Source organism: Actinocrinis sp., assembly GCF_035938995.1.
Taxonomy (GTDB): domain Bacteria; phylum Actinomycetota; class Actinomycetes; order Streptomycetales; family Catenulisporaceae; genus DASZGI01.
This window is the reverse complement of record NZ_DASZGI010000272.1, coordinates 1-21,036: the sequence shown is the minus strand read 5'-3', so window position 1 is coordinate 21,036 and position 21,036 is coordinate 1. Positions and strand designations below refer to the sequence as shown.

At 70.0% G+C, this 21,036-nt stretch carries 16 protein-coding genes; 8 read left to right on the top strand and 8 right to left on the bottom strand.

Features of this window, described 5'->3' with window-relative positions; translation table 11 throughout:
- Positions 1-1,122: HNH endonuclease signature motif containing protein (locus tag VGZ32_RS18840; protein ID WP_326887394.1), on the top strand; the 1,122-nt coding region annotated here is incomplete at its 5' end.
- A 393-nt stretch (positions 1,123-1,515) separates the two neighbouring features.
- On the opposite strand, the gene bioB is transcribed toward VGZ32_RS18840, so the two are convergent.
- The 4 genes from bioB to VGZ32_RS18820 form a co-directional block, all read right to left on the bottom strand.
- Positions 1,516-2,541 (bottom strand): biotin synthase BioB, encoded by a 1,026-nt coding sequence (gene bioB, locus VGZ32_RS18835; RefSeq protein WP_349263655.1) that lies wholly within the window; start codon positions 2,539-2,541, stop codon positions 1,516-1,518.
- A 93-nt stretch (positions 2,542-2,634) separates the two neighbouring features.
- Positions 2,635-3,351, bottom strand: a complete 717-nt coding sequence (bioD, locus tag VGZ32_RS18830) for a dethiobiotin synthase (RefSeq protein ID WP_326887392.1) — start codon at positions 3,349-3,351, stop codon at positions 2,635-2,637.
- 11 nt (positions 3,352-3,362) lie between these two features.
- The gene (locus tag VGZ32_RS18825; protein WP_326887391.1) at positions 3,363-4,901 is read right to left on the bottom strand and encodes a beta-N-acetylhexosaminidase; all 1,539 of its coding nucleotides are present in this window, start codon (positions 4,899-4,901) and stop codon (positions 3,363-3,365) included.
- A gap of 80 nt (positions 4,902-4,981) precedes the next feature.
- A complete protein-coding gene (locus VGZ32_RS18820) occupies positions 4,982-5,734 on the bottom strand; it encodes a GntR family transcriptional regulator (protein ID WP_349263654.1) in 753 nt (250 codons plus the stop codon).
- Positions 5,735-6,160: 426 nt separating this feature from the next.
- Between VGZ32_RS18820 and VGZ32_RS18815 the strand changes: the two genes are divergently transcribed.
- From VGZ32_RS18815 to VGZ32_RS18795, 5 genes are all read left to right on the top strand, one after another.
- Positions 6,161-7,468: an extracellular solute-binding protein gene (locus VGZ32_RS18815; RefSeq protein WP_326887389.1), complete on the top strand. Its 1,308-nt coding sequence runs from the start codon at positions 6,161-6,163 to the stop codon at positions 7,466-7,468.
- Between the two features lie 464 nt (positions 7,469-7,932).
- On the top strand, positions 7,933-8,940 hold the full coding sequence (locus VGZ32_RS18810) for a sugar ABC transporter permease (RefSeq protein ID WP_326887388.1): 1,008 nt from the start codon (positions 7,933-7,935) through the stop codon (positions 8,938-8,940).
- Entirely contained in the window at positions 8,940-9,860 is a 921-nt protein-coding gene (locus VGZ32_RS18805) for a carbohydrate ABC transporter permease (RefSeq protein ID WP_326887387.1), read from the top strand. Before VGZ32_RS18810 ends, VGZ32_RS18805 begins: the two co-directional genes overlap by 1 nt.
- A gap of 59 nt (positions 9,861-9,919) precedes the next feature.
- Complete coding sequence (locus VGZ32_RS18800; protein WP_326887386.1) at positions 9,920-11,509, top strand: glycoside hydrolase family 3 protein; 1,590 nt, start codon at positions 9,920-9,922, stop codon at positions 11,507-11,509.
- A gap of 23 nt (positions 11,510-11,532) precedes the next feature.
- Positions 11,533-12,600, top strand: coding sequence for an SIS domain-containing protein (locus VGZ32_RS18795; protein WP_326887385.1), 1,068 nt, complete (start codon positions 11,533-11,535; stop codon positions 12,598-12,600).
- Positions 12,601-12,664: 64 nt separating this feature from the next.
- Here the strand turns inward: VGZ32_RS18795 and VGZ32_RS18790 are convergent, their stop codons facing one another.
- On the bottom strand, positions 12,665-14,794 hold the full coding sequence (locus tag VGZ32_RS18790) for an MMPL family transporter (RefSeq protein ID WP_326887384.1): 2,130 nt from the start codon (positions 14,792-14,794) through the stop codon (positions 12,665-12,667).
- A 260-nt stretch (positions 14,795-15,054) separates the two neighbouring features.
- Here VGZ32_RS18790 and VGZ32_RS18785 point away from each other — a divergent pair, with 260 nt between their 5' ends.
- Entirely contained in the window at positions 15,055-15,990 is a 936-nt protein-coding gene (locus VGZ32_RS18785) for a hypothetical protein (protein WP_326887383.1), read from the top strand.
- On the opposite strand, the gene VGZ32_RS18780 is transcribed toward VGZ32_RS18785, so the two are convergent.
- The 3 genes from VGZ32_RS18780 to VGZ32_RS18770 form a co-directional block, all read right to left on the bottom strand.
- The gene (locus VGZ32_RS18780; protein WP_326887382.1) at positions 15,983-16,771 is read right to left on the bottom strand and encodes an SIMPL domain-containing protein; all 789 of its coding nucleotides are present in this window, start codon (positions 16,769-16,771) and stop codon (positions 15,983-15,985) included. The two genes, VGZ32_RS18785 and VGZ32_RS18780, sit on opposite strands and share 8 nt — an antisense overlap.
- Positions 16,772-16,998: 227 nt before the next feature.
- A complete protein-coding gene (gene nagA / locus VGZ32_RS18775; RefSeq protein ID WP_326887381.1) occupies positions 16,999-18,204 on the bottom strand; it encodes an N-acetylglucosamine-6-phosphate deacetylase in 1,206 nt (401 codons plus the stop codon).
- 121 nt (positions 18,205-18,325) lie between these two features.
- Entirely contained in the window at positions 18,326-19,495 is a 1,170-nt protein-coding gene (locus VGZ32_RS18770) for an 8-amino-7-oxononanoate synthase (RefSeq protein ID WP_326887380.1), read from the bottom strand.
- 51 nt (positions 19,496-19,546) lie between these two features.
- Between VGZ32_RS18770 and VGZ32_RS18765 the strand changes: the two genes are divergently transcribed.
- The gene (locus VGZ32_RS18765) at positions 19,547-21,022 is read left to right on the top strand and encodes a histidine kinase N-terminal domain-containing protein (RefSeq protein WP_349263653.1); all 1,476 of its coding nucleotides are present in this window, start codon (positions 19,547-19,549) and stop codon (positions 21,020-21,022) included.
- Positions 21,023-21,036 lie beyond the last annotated feature (14 nt).

The window sequence follows — 21,036 nt, the reverse complement described above, 5'->3', positions numbered from 1 at the left end:
CTGGTCGCGTGCGAGAAGCACTTGCGTCATGCGCACTCGTTGATGGTGCGGGCGTTAGGTGCGTTGGAGGCGGTGCGACAACGCGAGCGCGGCTCCCGATTCACCGAGGGCGAGGTGTCCGCTGCCCTGATGTGGGCGGCGGCCACAGCACAGCAGCGCTTGTCCGACGCCGGAGCTCTGACTCGCCTGTTTCCGGAAACCGTCCAACTGCTTTCTGACGGTGCCGTGTCTTGGGAGCAGGCTCGCTCGCTAGCCCAAGTGACCACAGGGCTCGACGACGATGCCGCGCGACTTGTCCAAGACAGAGTGTTGCCGCGAATGCCGGGTCAGTCGGTGTCGAGCACGCGCCAAGCATTGCGCCGCGCTGTCGTCACGGCGGATCCCGAGGCCGCTGCCGAGCGTCACCGCTACCTCCGCACTCGCCGCCGGGTGGAACTTCACCCTGAGGACGATGGCATGGCGACCCTGAGCATCTACCTTCCTACGGATGCAGCCCAGGCTCTGATGGCCACGCTCACCAAAATCGCGATGAAGCGAAACAAGGACGACGAGCGCACCCTCGACCAGTGCCGTGCCGACACCCTCGCCAGCTTGGTGCTCCAGAGTGCGGGTGTAACATTCAGCGCGTCACAGGCCCCTGCGATCCCCGCGCTGGTCCATGCGGTCGTCAGCGTCGAGACTCTGCTCAGCCTGGGTCACGAGCCCGGGCACCTCGACGGCTACGGTCCGATCTGCGCGGAGCAAGCTCGCCAGATCGCCCACGCCGAGGGCTCCCGGTGGCGGTTCCTCTTGACCTCCTCTGACGGCACGCCGGTGGACATCTCTCCACGCACCTACACTCCGAACGCCGCGACCAAGCGCCTGGTCCGCCTGAAGCACGACACCTGCACCTTCCCCGCGTGCAGCATGCCCGCTGAGCGCTGCGATCTGGACCATGGCCTGGCATTCCACAAGGGCGGATTGACTACCGTGCAGAACCTCGGTCCGGTGTGCCGCAAGCACCACAACCTGAAGTCTCAGGGCGAGTGGAAACTGAACCGCATCGGGGACCTGGTGCTGTGGACCTCGAAGACCGGCCACACCTACGCCACCGAACCCACCCGCTACGTCCAAGCGGCGTGACGCATTCAAACTTACACAGCATGCTGATTCACCAGCGCCGCATCCGGCACAGGACCCAGGCACAATACCCGGAGCACACTCCGCGGCGACACGCGTCGTCGCGCACCAAGCCACGCGCCTGCGCGCTCAAGCAACCACCGCCCGAGGGCGCGATCGGCCACCCACCAATCCCACTTGTCGCCGACCTATCTCACGAGCGCGACGGTCAATCGACGACGCGACGGCGCGCCATCCCCACCCTCTCGTCGCTGCGTCTTTGCCCCTGCCACAGCGGTACCGCGCCGTCGCATGATCGGACAGCCCCGCCGGAAACCGATGCGGTTGCCGCTACAACATCTGCGACTACCGCGTCTGCGACTACCGTGTCTGGGTCTGGGATTACCGCGTCTGGGACTACAGCGTCTGCGACAGAGCCTTGACCGGCATCGACAACCGATCGAGCAGCTCCAGGTCCGACGTCGCCGGGCGGCCGAGTGTGGTCAGGTAGTTGCCGACGATGACCGCGTTGATTCCGCCGAGCAGGCCTTGCTCCGTGCCCAGGTCGCCGAGGGTGATCTCGCGGCCTCCGGCGTAGCGCAGGATCGTGCGGGGGAGGGCCAGGCGGAAGGCGGCGATGGTGCGCAGCGCCTCCTTGCCTTCCAGCGGCTCGCGGTCGCCGAACGGGGTTCCGGGGCGCGGGTTGAGGAAGTTGAGCGGTACCTCGTCCGGCTCCAGCGCGGCCAGCTGCGCCGCGAACTCGGCACGCTGGGCGCGGGTTTCGCCCATGCCGACGATGCCGCCGCAGCACACTTCCATGCCCGCGTCGCGCACCATCGTGAGCGTGTCCCAGCGCTCCTCCCACGTGTGCGTCGTGACCACTTGGGGGAAGTACGAGCGCGCGGTCTCGAGGTTGTGGTTGTAGCGGTGCACGCCCATCTCGGCGAGCTGGTCGACCTGATCCTGGGTGAGCATCCCGATCGACGCCGCGACGTTGATGTCGACGGCCTCCTTGATCGCCTTCACGCCCTCGCGCATCTGGGCCATGAGCCGCTCGTCGGGTCCGCGCACGGCCGCGACGATGCAGAACTCTGTCGCGCCGGTCGCCGCCGTCTCCTTCGCCGCCTCGACGAGCGACGGGATGTCGAGCCACGCGGCACGCACCGGCGTGGGGAAGCGGCCCGACTGGGAGCAGAAGTGGCAGTCCTCCGGGCAGCCGCCGGTCTTCACCGACACGATGCCCTCGACCTCGACCTCCGGCCCGCACCAGCGCTCGCGGACCTCGTGCGCCAATGCGAGCAGTTCCTCCAGGTACTCGTCCGGCAGCTCGAGGACCGCGAGGACTTGCGCTTCGGTGAGGCCCACGCCCTGCTCCAGAACCTGGCTGCGGGCGGTTGCGAGAACGTCGGCGGCGGTCCGGGCGAGGTCGGCGGGCGCGGTCATGAGGAGGCCTTCCTGGGACGGGGACGCGTCGTCCACGAGTCTGCCTTATCGCCGCTAGAGGCTGGCATGCGGGCGCGGCGACAAAAACCGGCGTCAGATTCCGTGGCGTTCCCGAAATGCGGTCGCATCGAAGACTCCGCCGAACGTGGGGGAGAGGCCGGAGCGGGCCGCCAGCAGGAACTCGGCCGCGTGGAGGGTGCCCGCGCCTGCGGCGACGGCCCCGGCGAGTGGGCGTGCGGCCAGCATCTCCAGATCCCGGATGTTGCAGCGCATGGCCAGGTCGGGCGTCTGCGGCCACGATCCGAGCACGACGCCGGCCGGCTCGATTCCTCGTGCGGCCATCGACTCGAGCGTCAGGGCTGTGTGGTTCAGCGTGCCCAGCGCCGGGTCGGCCACGAGCAGCACCGGGGCGCGCAGCTCGCGGGCCAGGTCGGCGAGCGTGGTCCCCTCCTCGTCGTAGCGCACCAGCAGGCCGCCCGCACCCTCGACCAGCACCAGGCGACGGCTCTCGGCCAGATCCTGGATGCGCTTGACGGTGTCCGCGAGGTCGAGTGCGGGCCGGCCGGAGAGGCGGGCGGCGGCTGCGGGGGAGAGCGGGTCGGGGTACCGGGCGAACTCGTGCGTGTCGGTGATTCCGGCCAGGCGGGCGACCTCGGCCAGGTCGCCGGGTTCGTCGCGGCCGACCCCGGTCTGCGCGGGCTTGACCACTGCCACCGACGCTCCGCGCGCCGCGGCGAGTGTGGCCAGCGCCGCCGTGACCACGGTCTTGCCGACGCCGGTTCCGGTGCCCGTCACCACGAGGATGCTCATGGGCGCCGAGTCTAGGGGGCCAGGGGTGTGGCGCCGGGCCAGGGGACCTGGGGCGACGCGTAGAAGTTGACGCCAGCCGCCTTCCACCGTGAGCCTTGGGCGGCCAGGCGCTTCTGGAACGCGGGCCAATCGTGGGTGGAGGCGGGCGACCAGCCGATTTCTGCGATCGCGGGCAGCCTCGGGAAGGCCATGTAGTCGATGTCGGCCGAAGTCACGACCGTCTCGGTCCACAGGTCGGCCTCGACGCCGAGGACCGCGGAAGGTGCAACGTCGGCCAGGTAAGTCGCCGGATCCCAGTTGTAGGCGTCCTGCACGTCGACGTAACCGGCCCAGTGCAGGCCGAGCTGCGTTGCCGGGTTGTACTTCTGGTCGAGGTAGGCGTGATCCGCGGGTACGAGGACCACGCTCGTGCCTTGGGCGGCGGCATCGATGACGGACGCGGGGGTCGCGCCGACCTTCCAGTACGCGGCGACGGCGGGCGCGGGCAGCGGGAGGGAGGTGGTCTCCTGCCAGCCCCACGGGATCTTTCCGGCGGCGCGCGCGTCGGCTGCGGCCTGCCCGACGATCTCGGCGTAGTCGGCCGCCGTCGTCGCGTTCGCCTCGTCGCCTCCGATGCCGATGTATGGACCGGGTGTCAGGGCCGCGAGTTGGGTGATGACGTCGTGCAGGAATGTATAGGTATCCGGCTTTGTGGCACACAGGGAGCTGAAACCGACGTTGATGCCGGTGAACACCGACGTCGGCTTTCCGTTGCAGCTCAACTGCGGGTACGAGGCGAGCGCGGCGGTCACGTGGCCGGGCGCGTCGATCTCAGGGATCAGTGTGACGAAGCGGGACTGCGCGTAGGCGACCAGCTGTCGGTACTGCGCCTGCGTGTAATAGCCGCCCCGGCCGCCGCCGACCTCGGTCGCTCCGCCGACCGCCGTGAGCGCCGGCCAGCCGTTGATGGCGATCCGCCAGCCCTGATCGTCGCTCAGGTGCAGGTGCAGAAAGTTGATCTTGTAGCGCGCGATCTCGTCGATGTACCGCTCGACCTGCGCGACGGTGAAGAAGTGCCGCGCCACGTCCAAGCCGGCGCCCCGGTAGGCGTAGCGTGCCGAGTCGCTGATGTGACCAGTGGGGACGGGCCAAGCGCCGTAGGGCTGGCGCGTGGTGCTGTCGATGATGGGCGGCAGGAGCTGACGGAGCGTCTGGACTCCGTGGAACAGGCCGGCGGACGTCGCGGCGGCGATGGTGACCTGATCCGTCGTCACGTCCAGGTCGTAGCCTTCGTCGCCGACGCGCGACCGGGGCGCCGTCAAGGCGAGATGGATGCCGCCGGACTGGCCGGGTGCCAGGGCCAGGGTGAAGCCGGCGGCCGGACGGAACAACGTCGACAGATAGCTGGCGACGCCCTTCGCGGTGGGCGGATACGTGATCTGCGTCGATGCGCTCAGCAGGAAAGGACTGCTCCCGGTGGTGGCCGCGCTCTCGACAGGTGCGGGGACGATGTCGGAGTACAGGTTGGCCGGTGTGGGCGCGACTGACGGCGTGCCGGTGGTCGCCGACACGACTCCTATCCCTATCCCGAGCCCGAATGCCGAGACCACGCACGCGACCAAGATGAGACGCAAACGCGTCACAGGCCGCTTCAGCTCCCGGGCCGGGTCAGGCGCGCCAGGAACTTGTACCGGTCCCCGCGGTACACCGATCGAACCCACTCGACCGGTTCCCCGTTGTCATCCTTCGAGTGCCGCGAGAGCAGCAGCATCGGCAGCCCCGTGTCCGTGCCGAGCAGGGCCGCCTCACGCGGGGTGGCCAGCGCCGTCTCGATCGTCTCCTCCGCCTCGGCCAGGTGCACCCCGTACTCGGTCCCCAGCGCCGTGTAGAGAGAGGTGTACTTCGCCAGATGCCGCCGCAGCCCGGGGAAGCGCTTGGCCGACAGGTGCGTGGTCTCGATCGCCATCGGCTCGCCGTTCGCCATGCGCAGCCGCTCGATCCGCAGCACCCGCGAGCCGGGCTTGACCACCAGCCGATCGGCCAGGTCGTCGTCGGCGGAGACATAGCCGATCTCCAGCAGCCGCGAGGTCGGCTCCAGGCCCTGCGCGCGCATATCCTCGGTATAGGAGGTGAGCTGTAGTGCCTGCGCCACCTTAGGCTTCGCGACGAAGGTGCCCTTGCCCTGGATCCGCTCGAGCCGCCCCTCGACCACGAGCTCGGCCAGGGCCTGGCGGACCGTCGTGCGGGAGGTGTCGAAGTCGAGCGCCAGCGTCCGCTCCGGCGGCACCGGCGTGCCGGGCGGCATCGTCTGCGTCATCTCCAGCAGGTGCCGCTTGAGCCGGTAATACTTGGGGACGCGCGCGGCCGGCTCCCCCGTCGCGATGCTTTCGTCCTCCTCCTGCACGCGGGGCTCGACCGCGTCTTGCTCGACCGTCACGGCACCTCCTCCTGTTGGCAGACAAGGTGCCATGGTGCCACGCCTGTGTAAATCACCGACAGGGACGGCCTCTTAACCCTCTCTTTATCCACGGGCTTTATCGCTCGTGGTCTAGACCACGGTAGACCACCTGGCCTGGCCGATCAAGCATTGATAACGGCTTGGGCCACGGTCATTCCCGACCCCTTGACGGTCCGTAGTGGTCTATGCCACTCTCCCAACTGGTCTAAACCAATTGCACACCCCAATCCAGGCGCCCCGCGGGCGCCGTCCGCGACCCGCGTGATGCCCATCGGGCCAGTGCGCACGGGTCCACGGCATGGCGAGGCTCAGGGTCGTCATGCCGGCGCCGGACCGGTGCAATCCTCGAAGCTCATCCCCCAGGAGGATGGTTTGAAGCGCAAAATCGCCGCAGCCGCGGTGGCCGCCGTGGCTCTCGGAGCGGCCGCGTGCAGCAGCTCACCGACGTCCACCCCGGCCGGTTCGAGCGGGTCGCAGGGCCTGCTGTCCACCAGCGGGGCGGGCAAGACGATCACCGTGTGGATCATGACGGACGCCCAGAAGGGCTGGCCGAAGGTCGTCGCGGCCGCCAACCAGGAGTTCACCGCCGCGACCGGTGCCAAGGTCAACGTGGTCTACCAGAACTGGACCGGGTACATCGCCAAGTACACCTCGGCGCTGGCCGGTTCGGCCGGCGTGCCGGACGTCATCGAGATCGGTGACACCGACACCACCACCTTCGCCGCCACCGGCGCGCTCACCGACCTGACCTCCGCCAAGGGCCAGTTCGACAACTCCAGCACCTGGCTGAGCGGCCTCGAGCAGTCGTCGACGTACAACGGCAAGCTCTTCGCGGTGCCCTACTACGCGGGCGACCGCATCGTCATCTACCGCACGGACCTGTGGACCGCGGCCGGCATCACCGGCACGCCCACCACCTTCGCGGACCTGACCGCCGACCTGGACAAGCTCGAGGCGAAGTACGGCTCCGGCGCCAACTTCTCCGCGATGCTGACCCCGGGTGAGGACTGGTACACCGCCATGTCCTTCGTCTACGGCGCGGGCGGCAGCATCGCCACCCAGTCCGGCGGCAAGTGGAGCGGCAACCTCGAGTCCGCCCAGTCCCAGGCCGGCCTGCAGAAGTGGGCCACCCTGGCGACCAAGTACTCGAAGGGCGTCAACACGGTCAACGAGGCGACCCAGGACTCGCTCGCCGCGGTCGGCAACAACGTCGCCTCGATCTACGGCGCGGGCTGGGAGGCCGGCTCGATCACCAGCGCCACCGGCTCCCAGGTGACCGCGGACAAGCTCGGCTACTTCCAGATGCCGGAGAGCGCTGCGTTCGCCGGCGGCTCGGACCTGGCCGTGCCGACCAAGGCGACCAACGCCGGCCTCGGTGCCGAGTGGATCAAGTACTACACCAGCAACGCGCAGATGACGTCCCTGGCCAACGCCGGCGCCATCCCGAACACCACCTCGCTGCTCAGCACCTTCGAGTCGGGCGGCGCCGCGGACGCGGCCATGGGCCCGGCGGTGCAGAACGGCAGCTGGGTGACTCCGGCGTCCACCAACTGGGCCAACGTCGAGGCCCAGCACGTGCTGGAGAACATGCTCCAGTCCATCGCCACCGGCAAGTCGACCACGGCCGCGGCCGCGGCGACCGCCGACCAGCAGATCAACTCGATCCTCAACGCCAGCTAGCTGACGGTCTCCACACGCGTGCCCCCGGCCCTCGCGCCGGGGGACGCCTGGGGTGTTTGAAAAGGATCGTCGGATAAGCCCGCGGCGTTTGACGCGTGCGATCGCAAGGCGGCGGAGCTCCTATCGAACATATATGGGTGCTTCGCCAACGCAGCGAGCGTGCCGCTCGCGGGTGGGGCCGGGGTGGCGATGAAAGCTCCTGCCACGGGGCGCTTTTCCCCGCGACACGAGCTACAGCCGCCCCGCAACCCCGGCCCCACACCCGAGCCGGACACACAGCAGGCGTCGCGGGCCCGACGAGGCTTTTCAAACACCCCAGAGTGCCGGACCCCGGCCGCCATCCGAGGTCCGGCACTCACCGGTCCTTTCCCGCGCGCGTCCTTCCCTCATCGCTGCGCATCGGCGACCGTAGCCCTAAGTCCGTGCTGACCCGGCGAAAGCGGCCGGGTGGCAGAAAGGAAGAGATGAGCGCGCTCGAGATCGACCCGCCCGGCCTGGAGCCCCGGGGCCGGGCCGAGGACCTGCCGAAGGTGCGCCGCCCGGAGCCGCGGCGCAACCACAAGGCCGGAGTAGGCCGCAACGCCGGGCTGATGCCCTACCTGCTGATCCTGCCCGCAGTGGTGGCGCTGGCAGGCGTCGTCGTGTACCCGGTCGGCAAGATGATCGTCACGTCCCTGCAGGACCTGACGCTCAGGGATCTGCTTCACGTACCGCCGCTGCCCGCCCAGTGGGTCGGCTTCAAGCACTACGCCGACATGTTCTCGGACGGCCAATTCTGGCAGCAGCTCGAGACCACCGCGCTGTTCATGGTGCTCAACGTGGTCCTCTCAGTCGGCATCGGCCTCGGGCTCGCGCTCCTGCTCGCCCGGATCTCCCGCTGGGCCCGGCTGACCCTGACCGGGGTGATGCTCTTCGCCTGGGTCATGCCGTCGATCGTCAGCGCCCAGCTGTTCCTCTGGATGTTCAACAACCAGTACGGCGTGATCAACTGGCTGCTCAGCCGGATCCCGGGGGTCCACATGATGGGCCACGACTGGCTGGCGAACCCCTACCAGGCGCTGTACCTCTGCGTCACCGGCGTCGTGGTCTGGGGGGCGCTGCCGTTCCTCACCATCACCCTGCACGCGGGCATCACCCAGATCCCCAAGGAGCTGACGGAGGCCGCCGTGGTGGACGGCGCCAACCCCCTGCAGGTGTTCCGGCACGTCACGCTGCCGAAGCTGGGCCCGCTCCTGGTGATCATCACGACCCTGTCGGTGATCTGGGACTTCAACGTGTTCAACCAGATCTGGGCGTTCTGGGGCACCATTCCCAACCCCAAGATCTTCACCCTGGGCATCCGCATGTACGTGCAGATGAACGGCAACCAGTTCGGCCAGGCCTCGGCCACCGCGCTGTTCACCATGGTCCTGCTGTGCGGGCTGATGGTCTTCTACATCCGGCAGCTGTTCAAGATCGGGGACGCAGACTGATGGCCTCCACCACGACCGACGCGCGGATCCCGCTCAGCCGGACCGGTGCCGGGACCGCCACCGCGGTGCGCCGGCGCCGCGGCCCGCTGCGCCGCCGGGCCTGGAACTGGACCTGGAACACGGTCGCCATGATCGTCGCGATCGTCATGGCGTTCCCGGTCTACTGGATGATCCTGACCGCGCTCAAGCCCACCGGCGGCTACCTGACCGCCACGCCGCAGTTCTGGCCGCACGGGATCAGCTGGCATTCGTTCAGCGAGGTGCTGAACGACCCGGAGTTCCTGCCGGACATGAAGAACACCGCCCTGATCACGCTCGGCACGGTGGTCTGCGCGATGGTCATCGGCTTCCTCGGCGCGCTGGCGATCGCCCGCTTCCGCTTCGCCGGGCGGCGGATCTTCATCCTGGTCGTGCTGCTGGTGCAGATGATCCCGCTGATCGCCCTGACGATCCCGCTGTCCAGCATGCTGGGCAACGCGGGCCTGAAGGACACGATCATCGGCACGGTCATCGCGTATCTGGCGTTCTCGATGCCGTACGGCATCTGGACCCTGCGCACCTTCATCGCGAACGTGCCGCGGGAACTGGACGAGGCCGCGCTGGTCGACGGCTGCAACCGCTGGCAGACCGCTTACCTGATCATCCTCCCGCTCACCCTGCCGGGCCTGGTGGCCACCGCGGTGTACGGCTGGATCCAGGCGTGGAACGAGTTCCTGCTGGCCAACGTGCTGCTGACCGGCGGCGGCCACCAGACCCTGCAGATCTGGCTGATCTCCTTCCAGGCCAGCCCGACGCACGGCGCGGACTGGGGCGGCCTGATGGCCGGCGGAACGCTCACCGCGCTGCCGGTCGTGATCCTGTTCATGGTCTTCCAGAGCCGTATCTCGAACGGTCTGACGGCCGGCGCGGTCAAGGGATAGGAAGCGGGGCAGGCTAAAAGCCGACCGCACAGCTCGACCAAACGACGAGGAACGCTTTCATGGCCAACCCCGGCGCGGAAACCGCCCGACTCCTTCTCGACGCCGGAGCGGTCCTCCAGGCCGGCTTCCTCGGCACCACGCCGCCGGACTGGCTGCGCCGCAGGCTCGCGGCGGGCGAGCTCGGCGGCGTGGCCCTGTTCCGCCGCAACATCGTGGACATGGCGCAGCTGGCGGCGCTGAACGCGGCCCTGCGCGAGGAATACCCGGACATCCTCGTCTGCATCGACGAGGAGGGCGGCGACGTCACCCGGCTGGAGATCGCCAAGGGCTCGTCATACCCGGGCAACCTCGCGCTCGGCTTCGTCGACGATCCGGGGCTCACCGAGTCCGTCGCCGCGTCGATCGGCCGCGACCTGGCCGCGGTCGGCGTCAACCTGGACTACGCCCCGGACGCCGATGTCAATGCGAACCCTGACAACCCGGTCATCGGCGTGCGGTCGTTCGGCTCCGCCGGACCGCTGGTCGCCCGGCACGTCGCCGCCTACGTCAAGGGTCTGCAATCGAACGCGGTGGCCGCCTGCGCCAAGCACTTCCCCGGGCACGGCGACACCGGCGGCGACTCGCACCTGGGCATCCCCCTGGTCGACTTCGATGAAGCGACCGAGGAGGTTCACCTGGCCCCGTTCCGCGCCGCGATCGAGGCCGGGGCGAAGGCCGTGATGACCGCGCACGTGCTCTTCCCCCGCCGGGACGCCGAAGTGCCCGCCACCATGTCGCATGCGGTGCTGACCGGCCTTCTGCGCCGCGAGCTCGGCTTCGAGGGACTGATCATCACCGACGGCATCGACATGGGCGCCATATCCGGCCGCTACGGTGTGGCCGAGGGCTCGGTCAAGGCCATCGCCGCCGGGGCCGACGCGATCTGCTGGGGTGGCAGCGAGGCGGACGAGGAGGAGTTCCTTTACTTGCGTGGCGCCCTGGTGTGGGCGGTGCGCGAAGGGCGGCTGTCCTCGGACCGGCTGCACGAGGCGGCCGAGCGCAACCGCGCCGTCGCCCGCTGGTCGGCCGGGGTTCGCGCGGCCGGCACGGGGCTGCGGCACAGTGGGCATGTCGTCGGCATCGAGCCTGTCGGTATAGAAGCCGCCCGCCGGGCCATCAGCGTCCGCGGCCAGCTCAAGCCCCTGGTCGGTCCCGCACACGTGATCGAGTTCAACCCGATCCTCAGCTTCGCCATCGACTCGACGACGGCCTGGGGGGTGGCCGAACCGCTCGCCGACCTGATCCCGGGCACGACCGGGGTTCGCGTGGATGCCCCCACCACGCGGGTCGAGACGGTCGGGCTGATGTCCGCACCGGTCGTCGACGAGGACGCCGAGATCGGCATCGAGCCGCTGCTCACGGCGGCCGTCGGGCGCCCCCTGGTGCTGGTCGTGCGCGACCTGCACCGCAACAAGTGGATGGACCGGGTGGTGCGGGACTTATTGGCGGCCCGGCCCGACGCGGTCGTCGTCGAGATGGGCCTGCCGTACGGTCGGATCGATGACATCGCGGCGGACGGCACCGCCGTGGTCGTCACCTACGGCGCGTCGCGGGCCTGCGGCATCGCGGCGGCCGAAGTGCTCACCGGCCGGGTAGCGGTATCCGGCTGAACGTTACGAGAGGAACCAGCACCATGACGACGGTACCGACCGGCGCGGCGGACCAGTCCCCCGGCGAGATCATGGCCCGCGAGATCGCCGAGCAGCCCGCCGTCTTGCAGCGGGTCCTCGACGAAGGGCTTCCGGCGATCCGCGAGGTGGCCGCCGAGATCACCCGCAGGCGACCCCGCTTCGTGCTGCTGACCGCGCGCGGCACCAGCGACAACGCCGCCTACTACGCCAAGTACCTCATCGAGGTCCTGCTCGGCCTGCCCACCGGGCTCACCTCGATGTCCACCGCGACCGCGTACGGCGCCCGTCCCGACCTGACCGACGTGCTGTCGATCACCGTCTCGCAGTCCGGCGGCTCGCCCGACCTGGTCGCCTACACCGAGACGGCGAAGGCGGCCGGTGCGCTGACCCTGGCTGTCACCAACGTCGCCGGGTCGCCGGTCAACCGGGCCAGCGAGCTGAGTCTCGACGTGCTGGCGGGTCCGGAGAAGGCGCTGCCGGCCACCAAGACCTACACGGCCGAGTTGCTGACGCTGTATCTGCTGATCGACGCGGTGCGCGGTGGCGACGGCACGGCGACCAAGGCGCTGCCCGAGCAGGCGGCCGCGATCCTCGACCGGCACGACGAGGTGGCGAACCTGGCCGAGCGCTACCGCTTCGCGTCCCGTCTGGTCATCACCTCACGCGGCTACGGATATCCGACGGCGCGTGAGGCTGCCCTGAAGGTCATGGAGACGTCTTACCTTCCCGCGCACGCCTTCTCCGGAGCGGATCTGCTGCACGGCCCGCTGGCCATGGTCGACAACGTCTCGCCGGTCATCGCCATCGCATCGGAGGGAGCGGGCGGCAAGGCGCTTGAGCCGGTCCTGGACCGCCTTCGGGAGCGCGGCGCGGACCTGGTGGTCGTCGGCTCGCAAGCACACGTGGAGGGCGCCTCTGCGGGCTTCGTGCTGCCGAGCGGCGTCGCCGAGGAGGTCGCGCCGGTCCTGGAGATCCTGCCGCTCCAGCGCCTGGCCTACGAGGTGACGATGGCGCGCGGGCTGAACCCGGACGCGCCGCGGGCGCTGGCGAAGGTCACCGAGACGAAGTAGCGGCCCGCACGGCCCAAACAAGCGGGGCCCGGCCTTGTTGGCCGGGCCCCGCATCGCTGTTGCCTTAGCGCACGCCCACGACGTCGCTTTCGCCGGCCTGCGCCGGGATCGCGACCGGGACCGCGGCCCGCGACAGGCGGCTCGGCCACCACACGCGCCGGTCCAGGTCCATCGCCAGCGCGGTGACGAGGATGGAGCGGACGATGAAGGTGTCGAGCAGCACGCCCACCGAGACGGTGAATCCGATCTCCGCGAAGCCGACGACCGGCAGCGTGCCCAGGACACCGAAGGTCCCGGCCAGGATCATGCCCGCAGAGGTGATGACACCGCCGGTGGCAGCCAGGCCCGCGGCCGCGCCGCGCCGGGTTCCGAGCCGCGTCGCCTCCTCCCTGATCCGCGTCATCAAGAAGATGTTGTAGTCGATGCCCAAGGCTACGAGGAACACAAAGGAGAGCAGAGGATAGGCACCGTCTTCACCACTGAAGTGGAATACATGGTTGAAGAAGACTGTGCTGAGGCCCAACGCCGTCCCGAAGGACAGCACCACGGTCAGCATCAGCACGATCGGTGCGATCAGCGCCCGTAGCAGCAGCCCCAGGATGATCAATACTACGATGAGGATCAGCGGGATGATGATCTTATCGTCGTGCTGAGACGCCCGCTCGGTGTCCAGCACAACTGCCGTGTTGCCGCCGACCTTGGCGTCTGCCCCGGGAACCGCGTGCACATTCGCCCGCGCCCGGTCGACCGTGTCCTTCGCCGCCTGGCTGTCGGCGGCCGGGATGAGGTTGCCCTCCATGTACACGTAGCCGTTCTTGGTGGCCACGTTCCCCACCGAGCCGATGCCGGATGTCGTGCCCAGTGCCTGCTGGACCTGCGCCGACTCGGCCGCCTTGGCGATGACCACGACCGGGCTTCCCGACCCGGCCGGGTAGTGCGCGGCGACCACCTGCTGGCCGACCACCGAGTCCGGCGTGTTGGTGAAGGCGCCCGCGGTGGACAGGCCGTCCGCCTTCAGGCCGGTCACCCCGAAGGCGATCGCGCCGAGGATGACGACGGTGCCGATCCACACCACGCGCGAGCGCTTGCCGATCCCGGCGCCGATCCGCGACCACAGCCCGCGGGCGCTCGGGTCCTCGGTGCCCGGCATCGGGCGGAACGGCCAGAAGATCCACCGGCCGAGGATCGTGAGCAGCGCCGGCAGCAGTGTCACCATCGCCAGCAGCGCTACGATCACGCCGATCGCGGCGACCGGTCCTAGACCGTTGGTCGAGTTCATCTGCGCGGCGGTCAGGCACAGCATGCCGATGCCCACCGTCGCGGCCGACGCGATGATGGCCGGACCCGCCCGGTGTAGCGCGACGCCCATCGCCTCGTGCCGGTCGGAGTGTCTGCGCAGCTCTTCTCGATATCGGGCGATCAGGAGCAACGCATAGTCCGTTCCTGCGCCCACGACGAGGACGAGCAGGATTCCTGCGCTCTGTGCGTTGACCGTCAGCCCGTGCTTGGCCAACAGATAGATGAGTCCTTCGGCGACGCCGAGTGCGCTGACCGACGACAGGAGCGGCAGCAGCCACAGGATCGGGCTGCGGTAAGTGATCAGGAGTAGAACGATCACGACTGCGAGCGTCGCGTAGAGCAGCGTCCCGTCGATCCCCTTGAACGCGGCGGACTGGTCGGCGCCGACTCCCGCCGGGCCGGTGATGTGCACCGTCAGGCCCGGGTCACCGCTCGACGCTGTGGAGCGGAAGGAGTCGACGGCCGGACCCAACGCGTTCCAGCCGTCCTTGCCGATGTCGATCTGGACCTGAGTGAGCAGCGCCTTGCCGTCCTTCGACGGGACCGGCCCGGTCACCGAACCCGGCACGACGTCCTTCACCGTGGCGAACTGCGCGTTGTCGGCCTTGGCCTTGGCCAGGTCCTGCGGCGTCACCCCGCTCGTCCGCTGGTAGATGATGACGGCCGGCGCGTCGTTCGTCGAGTGGAACTGGCCGGTCAGGTTGACCACCTGCGTGGACTCCGCGCTGCCCGGCAGCCAGCTGGAGGCCTGGTTGTTCTCGGCGCCGTTCAGCTTCCCCGCGAGCGATCCAAGGCCCACCAGCAGCACCAGCCAGACGCCCAGCACCACCCACTTCCCGACTTTGCCGCCGGGCACTCGTGCGAGCGAGTGGCCCGCCCGCTGCAATGCGTTCATCTCCCCAAACCCTCCCGTAAACGCGATACATCGCGTGGTTAGGAAACACGATGTATCGCGATCATGAACCTGTCAAGCGCGCTGTCCGTTTCGTCACGAAGCAGCGCAAGCGTCGCCCAGGCTCCTCGAAAGACCCGCAAGCCCACCTTGACGGACGCTTCAACCGCCTGTCACCCGATTATTCCGTGCGGCCTTCTCCGGGTGAGCCCCCGCTGGTGTCAGACCCGCCGCTGTCAGACCCCGGTGCCACACTCGAACCCATGTCGCCGAAACAGCGTTATGTCGGATCCGGGCCGTACTGCTACGCGAACAGCCTGGCGATGGTGCTCGGCCCGCACGCGCCGGACCCGTCGGCGATCGAGGTGCTGACCGGGTCGCCGTTCGGATTCGAGATGCTGGAGGGCAACACGCCGTTGTTCGACCCGCTCGGCTGGGAGCCGGACACCGGGCTCGACGACGCGCTCGCCCGGCTCGGCTGGACGTGCGAGCGGCAGGACGGCGGCGGCCCCGACGAGGCGGTGGACCGGCTGCGGGAGGCCAGCGCCGCGGCCCCCGTCCTGGCCGGACCGGTGGAGATGGGCCTACTGCTGCACCAGCCGGGCAGCGGCCGGGCGATCGGCGCCGACCACTTCGTCGTGGTGACCGAAGTCACGGCAGACACCGTCTACTTCCACGATCCGCACGGCCACCCGCACGCGACGCTGCCGATCCCCGCCTTCACCGCGGCGTGGCAGGGCGACTCGATCGGCTACACGGACGCGCCGTTCGTCCTGCGCACCGCGTTCCGCCGCGAGCGCGAGACCGGCCTCGAGGCGGCCATACGCGCCACCCTCCCGGACGCGGCCGCCTGGCTGGCCGGTCGGCCCGGGCTCGCCCCGCCCGGGTCGCTCGGCGGCGCCGAGGCGGTGGAGCGGCTGGCCGACCTGGTCGAGCAGGGCCTCGAATCCTGGCAGCGCGCCCACCTGACCGTGTTCGCCATCCGGGTCGGGGCGCGCCGCCTGGCCGACGCGGCCTACTGGCTCGGCCTCGTCGGCGCGGAGGCGGCCGCCGAGACCGCGGACTACCAGGCGCGGCTGGTGGGCGCTCTGCAGTATCCGATGGTCGCGGGGGACACGACGGAGGCTTCGAAGATCCTGCGCGAGCTGGCGCCCACGTACGACCTCTTACGCGAGCGCCTGGCCAGCTACATCAGCTGACTGCGAAGACGACCGTCACCGTCACAGAGACCTGTGACGTCCCGGGGTTGATCGGCACCGGCGCCGCGGCCCCGCCGCTGACCGCCGCGCGTGCGTCGATAGGGCTCGGCTCGGGCGAATTGACCGTCTCAGTCACCTGAACCGGCTTGCCCAGGCTCTCGTGCGCCGCAGAGGCGTACTGCTGCGCCTTTGCCTGCGCGTCGGCGAACGCGGCGGACCGGGCGGACGACATCAGCGAGTCGTCGTTCTGGATGTCGAGTGAGACTCCGTCGACGCTCGTGGCATTGCCCCCGGCCTGAGCCGCCGCGGTGACGTCGGCTCCGGCAGTGTGCAGGTCGCGCAGCGTCGCGGTCAGCGACTCGGTGGCCGTGTAGCCGTTGATGCTCGAGCTACCGTTGTTGTACTGATAGTTCGGTTGCACGGACGCGCCCGAAGTCTTCAGATCCGCGCTCGCCACTCCACGCCCCGAAAGCGCGGAGTCGATCTTGTTCATCGTGTCGCTCGCCGCGGACAGCGCCGTAGACACGTCCGGCCGGGTCTGGGTGACCGTCAGATCGAGGATGAGCGTGTTCGGCGTACCGTTCACGGAGCCCGTGCCGGTGACGGTTATCCCCGGCATCCCGGCGCTCGAGCTCTGATTCGCCGCCGGGGCGTACACCAGCGTCTGCGGCGGAGAGCCGCCCCGCGTGGTGGTCCCGACGAGGTAGGCGCCGCCCGCGGCGACTATCACCGCGCCGGCCGCCGCCAGTGTTCGCATGCTGATCGTGACGCTCGTAGACATCCGCACTCCCGGGTCCGGGGACTAGGTCGGCGATTGGACGTGCGCGCCGGCCCCAGGGTTCCATGTGCGGGCGAGCGGCCCGCAGGCGGCGGGCGGAAGACCCTCAACTTCCGTCCGCGCCTGCGGCCCTCATGCGCCGGCCCCGGTGTTCCGGGCGGATGGTGCGGGCATCCGTCCCGTCCGGGCCGGCCGCGCGGGTCACGGCCGATTGGGTGTCAGGCACCCGGTCAAGGCGACACGGCCAGTGTCTCCCGCGCGGCGGGGAGTGACGGGGCGGATTCCGCGCCCGCAGTGACCTCCCTGCCGTCCACCCACGTGCGGCGCGGGTGGAAACCTTCGGACCACCAGACCAGGTCGGCCTTTGCGCCGACCGCGATCCGGCCCAGATCGGTGCGGCCGAGCGCGTCCGCGGGGACGCGGCTGGCCGCCTCGATCACCTGGGCCTCCGGCAGGCCCAGCGAAATCATGTTGCGCACCGCCAGATCCAGGGTCAGCGCGGAGCCCGCGATCGTCCCGTCGGCGTTGCGCGGCACACCGTTCTCGAGGACCACAGGGATGCCGGAGAGCGTGTACTTGCCTGCCGGCATCCCCGCCGCTGCGATCGCGTCGGTCACCAGCACCACCCGGCCGCGCGCACCGCGCCACACCAGCAGGCAGACTTCCTTCGCGACATGGTGCAGGTCCGCGATCAAGCCGCAGTAGAACCGGCGGTCCGCCATCGTCGCGCCCGGCACTCCCGGCTCCCGGTGGGCCAGGCCGCGCTGCGCGTTGAAGATGTGCGTCACCAGGGTCGCGCCCGCGTCCGCCGCGGCGGTGATCTGGACCGCGGTCGCGTCGGTGTGCCCGACCGAGACGCGGATGCCGGCGTCGGTGAAGCGGCGGATCGCGGCGAGCGCGCCCGGCAGTTCGGGCGCGAGGGTCACCATCGTGAGCATCTCGGCCGCCGGCGCATCCAGGATGCGGTCCACCGCGTCCGCGGTCGGCTCGGCCAGGAACCGCTTCTCGTGCACGCCGTGCCGGGACGGGGAGAGGAACGGGCCCTCCAGATGCACCCCGAGGATCCGGGCGTACGGACCGACCGCCTGCCGCCGCTGCACCGCCTCCGCGACCGCGAGCCCCCGGATCAGGTCGTCGAGCGGCGCGGTGATGTACGTGGGCTGGAACGAGGTGACGCCGGTGGCCGGCAGCCGGGAGGCGACCAGATTCCACTGCGCGTCGCCGGCGGCCGCGAAATCGACCCCGAACGCGCCGTTGATCTGGATGTCGACGAGGCCCGCGGTCAGCACACCGTCAGGCAGCACGATGTCTGCGGCGGCGGCCGCGACTTCGTCCTCCTGGGTGACCGAGGTGATGACCCCGTCCTCCACCGCCACCGTCGCTGGGCCGGTCATGCGGCCGTCGACGACCGCGCGAGGAGCCGAGATGGTGGGCACGCGACTCCTCCTGCGGGTACGGCGACTGGGCGGGTGGCCGTTGAAGATTGTGGACTAGACCAATCTCGGTTGTCCAGACCTCTCCGAGGATTGGTCTGGACCACACTCGTGAACGCCCGCCTCAGCCGAGCCGCTCGGCCACCGCCCCGAGCGCCCGCCGCGCCGCCGCGAATTGCTCCGGACCCAGGTCAGCCCGCGCCGTCAGCCGCAGCCGCGAGGCGCCGTCCGGAACCGACGGGGGACGGAAACAGCCGACTGAAACTCCGTGCTGCGCGCACAGCGCGGCCAGCTCCACGGTCAGTTCCGGGTCACCGATGCGCACAGAGGTCACCGCGCCCTTCGGCGGGCTCGCAGCCAGCCCCGCCGCGGTGGCCGTCTCGTACAGCCGCCGCGCGTTCGCACGCACCCGGCCGGCCAGCTCCGGCTCGCTCCTGAGGATCTCCAGCGCCGCCGAAGCCGCGCCGACGCAGGCCGGCGCCAGTCCGGTGTCGAAGATGAACGAGCGCGCCGTGTCGACCAGGTGCTCCACGACCGCCCTCGGCCCGACCACGGCGCCGCCCTGCGAGCCGAGAGATTTGGACAGTGTCACCGTCGCCACCACGTCCGGCGACCCGGCCAGCCCTGCCGCGTGCACCGCGCCCCGGCCGCCTTCGCCGTACACACCGATACCGTGAGCCTCGTCCACGATGAGCACCGCGCCGTGCGCGCGGCAGACCTCCGCGAGCCGAGCGAGGGGCGCGAGGTCGCCGTCCACCGAGAAGACGGCGTCTGTGACGACGTACGCTCGCTCCTCGGACCGTGTTGCCAGCGCCTGTGCCACCTCGTCGGGTGCGTTGTGCCCGACCACCGCGATCCGCGCGCGCGACAGGCGGCAGGCGTCGATCAGCGAAGCATGGTTCAGGCATTCGGACACGATCAGATCCCCGCGCCCGGCCAGCCCGCTGACCACTCCGAGATTCGCGAGATACCCGGACGAGAACACCAGCGCCGCCTCGGCGCCGAGGAAGCCGGCGAGCGCCCGCTCGAACTCCTCGTGCGCCGCGGTGTTGCCGGTGACCAGGCGCGATCCGGTCGAACCGCCGCCCCACGCGAGCGCCGCCCGCGCCGCCGCGGCTGTCACACGCGGGTCCCCGGCCAGCCCCAGGTAGTTGTTCCCGGCCAGGTCCACGGGGTCACCGCCGCCGCCCGGGCCCGGCCCGCCGGTGCGGGCGCGCAGCCTGCGGCGCAGGCCGGCGGCCTCGCGTTTCCTCTCGTGCTCCTCGAGCCAGGCCAAAACGGACGATGTGCTCACCTAGTACTCCCGATCTCGGCGGTCGGACGTCGCGGCCTGGGATACTGAGGCATGCCGTCCATGAACGACTTGGTTCGCGCCCACACCACGCTCGACGCGCGAGACCTGGAGTGGCTGCACCTCATTGTGGCCGACTGGCAAATGCTGGCCGACCTCTCTTTCGCGGACCTAGTGCTGTGGGTGCCGACGGCGGACGAGACCCGGTACGTCGCGGTGGCGCAGATGCGGCCCAACACCGGCCCGACCTCCTATCCCGACGACCTGGTCGGACACGTGGTACCACGCGGCAAACGACCCCTGCTCGACCAGGCCTTGGACGAGGGCCGGATCATCCGCGAGGGCGACCCGGAGTGGCGCGAGGCGGTCCCGGTGCGAGTCGAGGCGATCCCGGTGCGGCGCGCGGACCGGGTGATCGCGGTGATCGGCCGCAACACCAACCTGCTGACCGCGCGCACCCCGAGCCGCCTCGAACTGACGTACCTGCAGACCGCCGCCGACCTCGCCCAGATGATCGCGACCGGCCGGTTCCCGTACCCGAAGGCGCGCAGCCACCTGGACGCGATGCCGCGGGTCGGGGACGGGATGATCCGCCTGGACGCGGAGGGGATCGTGACGTACGCCAGCCCGAACGCGATCTCTTCGTTCCACCGGCTCGGCGAGACGATGGACCTGATCGGGTCGCACTTCGGGAAGATCTGCGCGCAGCTGGCCCCGCACGCCGGCCCCATCGACGAGGCGCTGGCCTCCAGCGTGGACGGGCGCGTGCCCCGGGACACGGAGCTCGAGGCCAACGACGGCACGATGCGGGTGCGCACCGTCCCGCTGACCCCGCAGGGCGAGCGGATCGGCGCGATGGTCCTGGTACGCGACGTGACCGAGCTACGCAGGCGCGACCGCGAGCTGGTGACGAAGGACGCCACGATCCGCGAGATCCACCACCGGGTGAAGAACAACCTGCAGAGCGTCGCGGCGCTGCTGCGGCTCCAGGCCAGGCGCCTGGACGAGCCCCGGGGCAAGGCGGCGCTGAACGAGGCGGTGCGCCGCGTCGGATCGATCGCGATCGTGCACGAGACGCTGTCGCAGACGCTCGATGAGCGGGTCGAGTTCGACGAGATCGCCGACCGGGTGCTGGCGATGGTGGTGGACTACTCGGCGGCGTCGGGCGGCGCCGGCGGCCGGGGCGTCCTCTCAAGAAGAGTCGGCACCTTCGGCGTGCTGCCCGCACAGGTCGCGACCCCGCTGGCGATGGTGCTGACCGAGTTGCTGCAGAACGCCTTCGAGCACGGGCTCGACGGGGCCGGATCGAGCCTGGAGGTGACCGCGCTACGCCAGGACGGCCGGCTGCGGATCACGGTCTCGGACGACGGACGCGGCCTACCGCCCGGCTTCGACCCGCATTCCGCCGGGAATCTGGGCCTGCAGATCGTGCGCACCCTCGTGGGCGGGGAACTCGGCGGCAGCTTCGACATGACCGCGCGCGAGGGCGGCGGCACGGTCGTCACGGTGGACCTGCCGGTGGGGGAGTGAGGACAAGGATCCTG

Excerpts from the sequence above, each read along its gene's own strand:
- bioB (WP_349263655.1), bottom strand. The coding sequence starts at position 2,541 with ATGACCGCGCCCGCCGACCTCGCCCGGACCGCCGCCGACGTTCTCGCA.
- bioD (WP_326887392.1), bottom strand. The coding sequence starts at position 3,351 with ATGAGCATCCTCGTGGTGACGGGCACCGGAACCGGCGTCGGCAAGACC.
- VGZ32_RS18810 (WP_326887388.1), top strand. The coding sequence starts at position 7,933 with ATGAGCGCGCTCGAGATCGACCCGCCCGGCCTGGAGCCCCGGGGCCGG.
- VGZ32_RS18805 (WP_326887387.1), top strand. The coding sequence starts at position 8,940 with ATGGCCTCCACCACGACCGACGCGCGGATCCCGCTCAGCCGGACCGGT.
- VGZ32_RS18800 (WP_326887386.1), top strand. The coding sequence starts at position 9,920 with ATGGCCAACCCCGGCGCGGAAACCGCCCGACTCCTTCTCGACGCCGGA.
- VGZ32_RS18795 (WP_326887385.1), top strand. The coding sequence starts at position 11,533 with ATGACGACGGTACCGACCGGCGCGGCGGACCAGTCCCCCGGCGAGATC.
- VGZ32_RS18790 (WP_326887384.1), bottom strand. The coding sequence starts at position 14,794 with ATGAACGCATTGCAGCGGGCGGGCCACTCGCTCGCACGAGTGCCCGGC.
- VGZ32_RS18785 (WP_326887383.1), top strand. The coding sequence starts at position 15,055 with ATGTCGCCGAAACAGCGTTATGTCGGATCCGGGCCGTACTGCTACGCG.
- VGZ32_RS18780 (WP_326887382.1), bottom strand. The coding sequence starts at position 16,771 with ATGTCTACGAGCGTCACGATCAGCATGCGAACACTGGCGGCGGCCGGC.
- VGZ32_RS18765 (WP_349263653.1), top strand. The coding sequence starts at position 19,547 with ATGCCGTCCATGAACGACTTGGTTCGCGCCCACACCACGCTCGACGCG.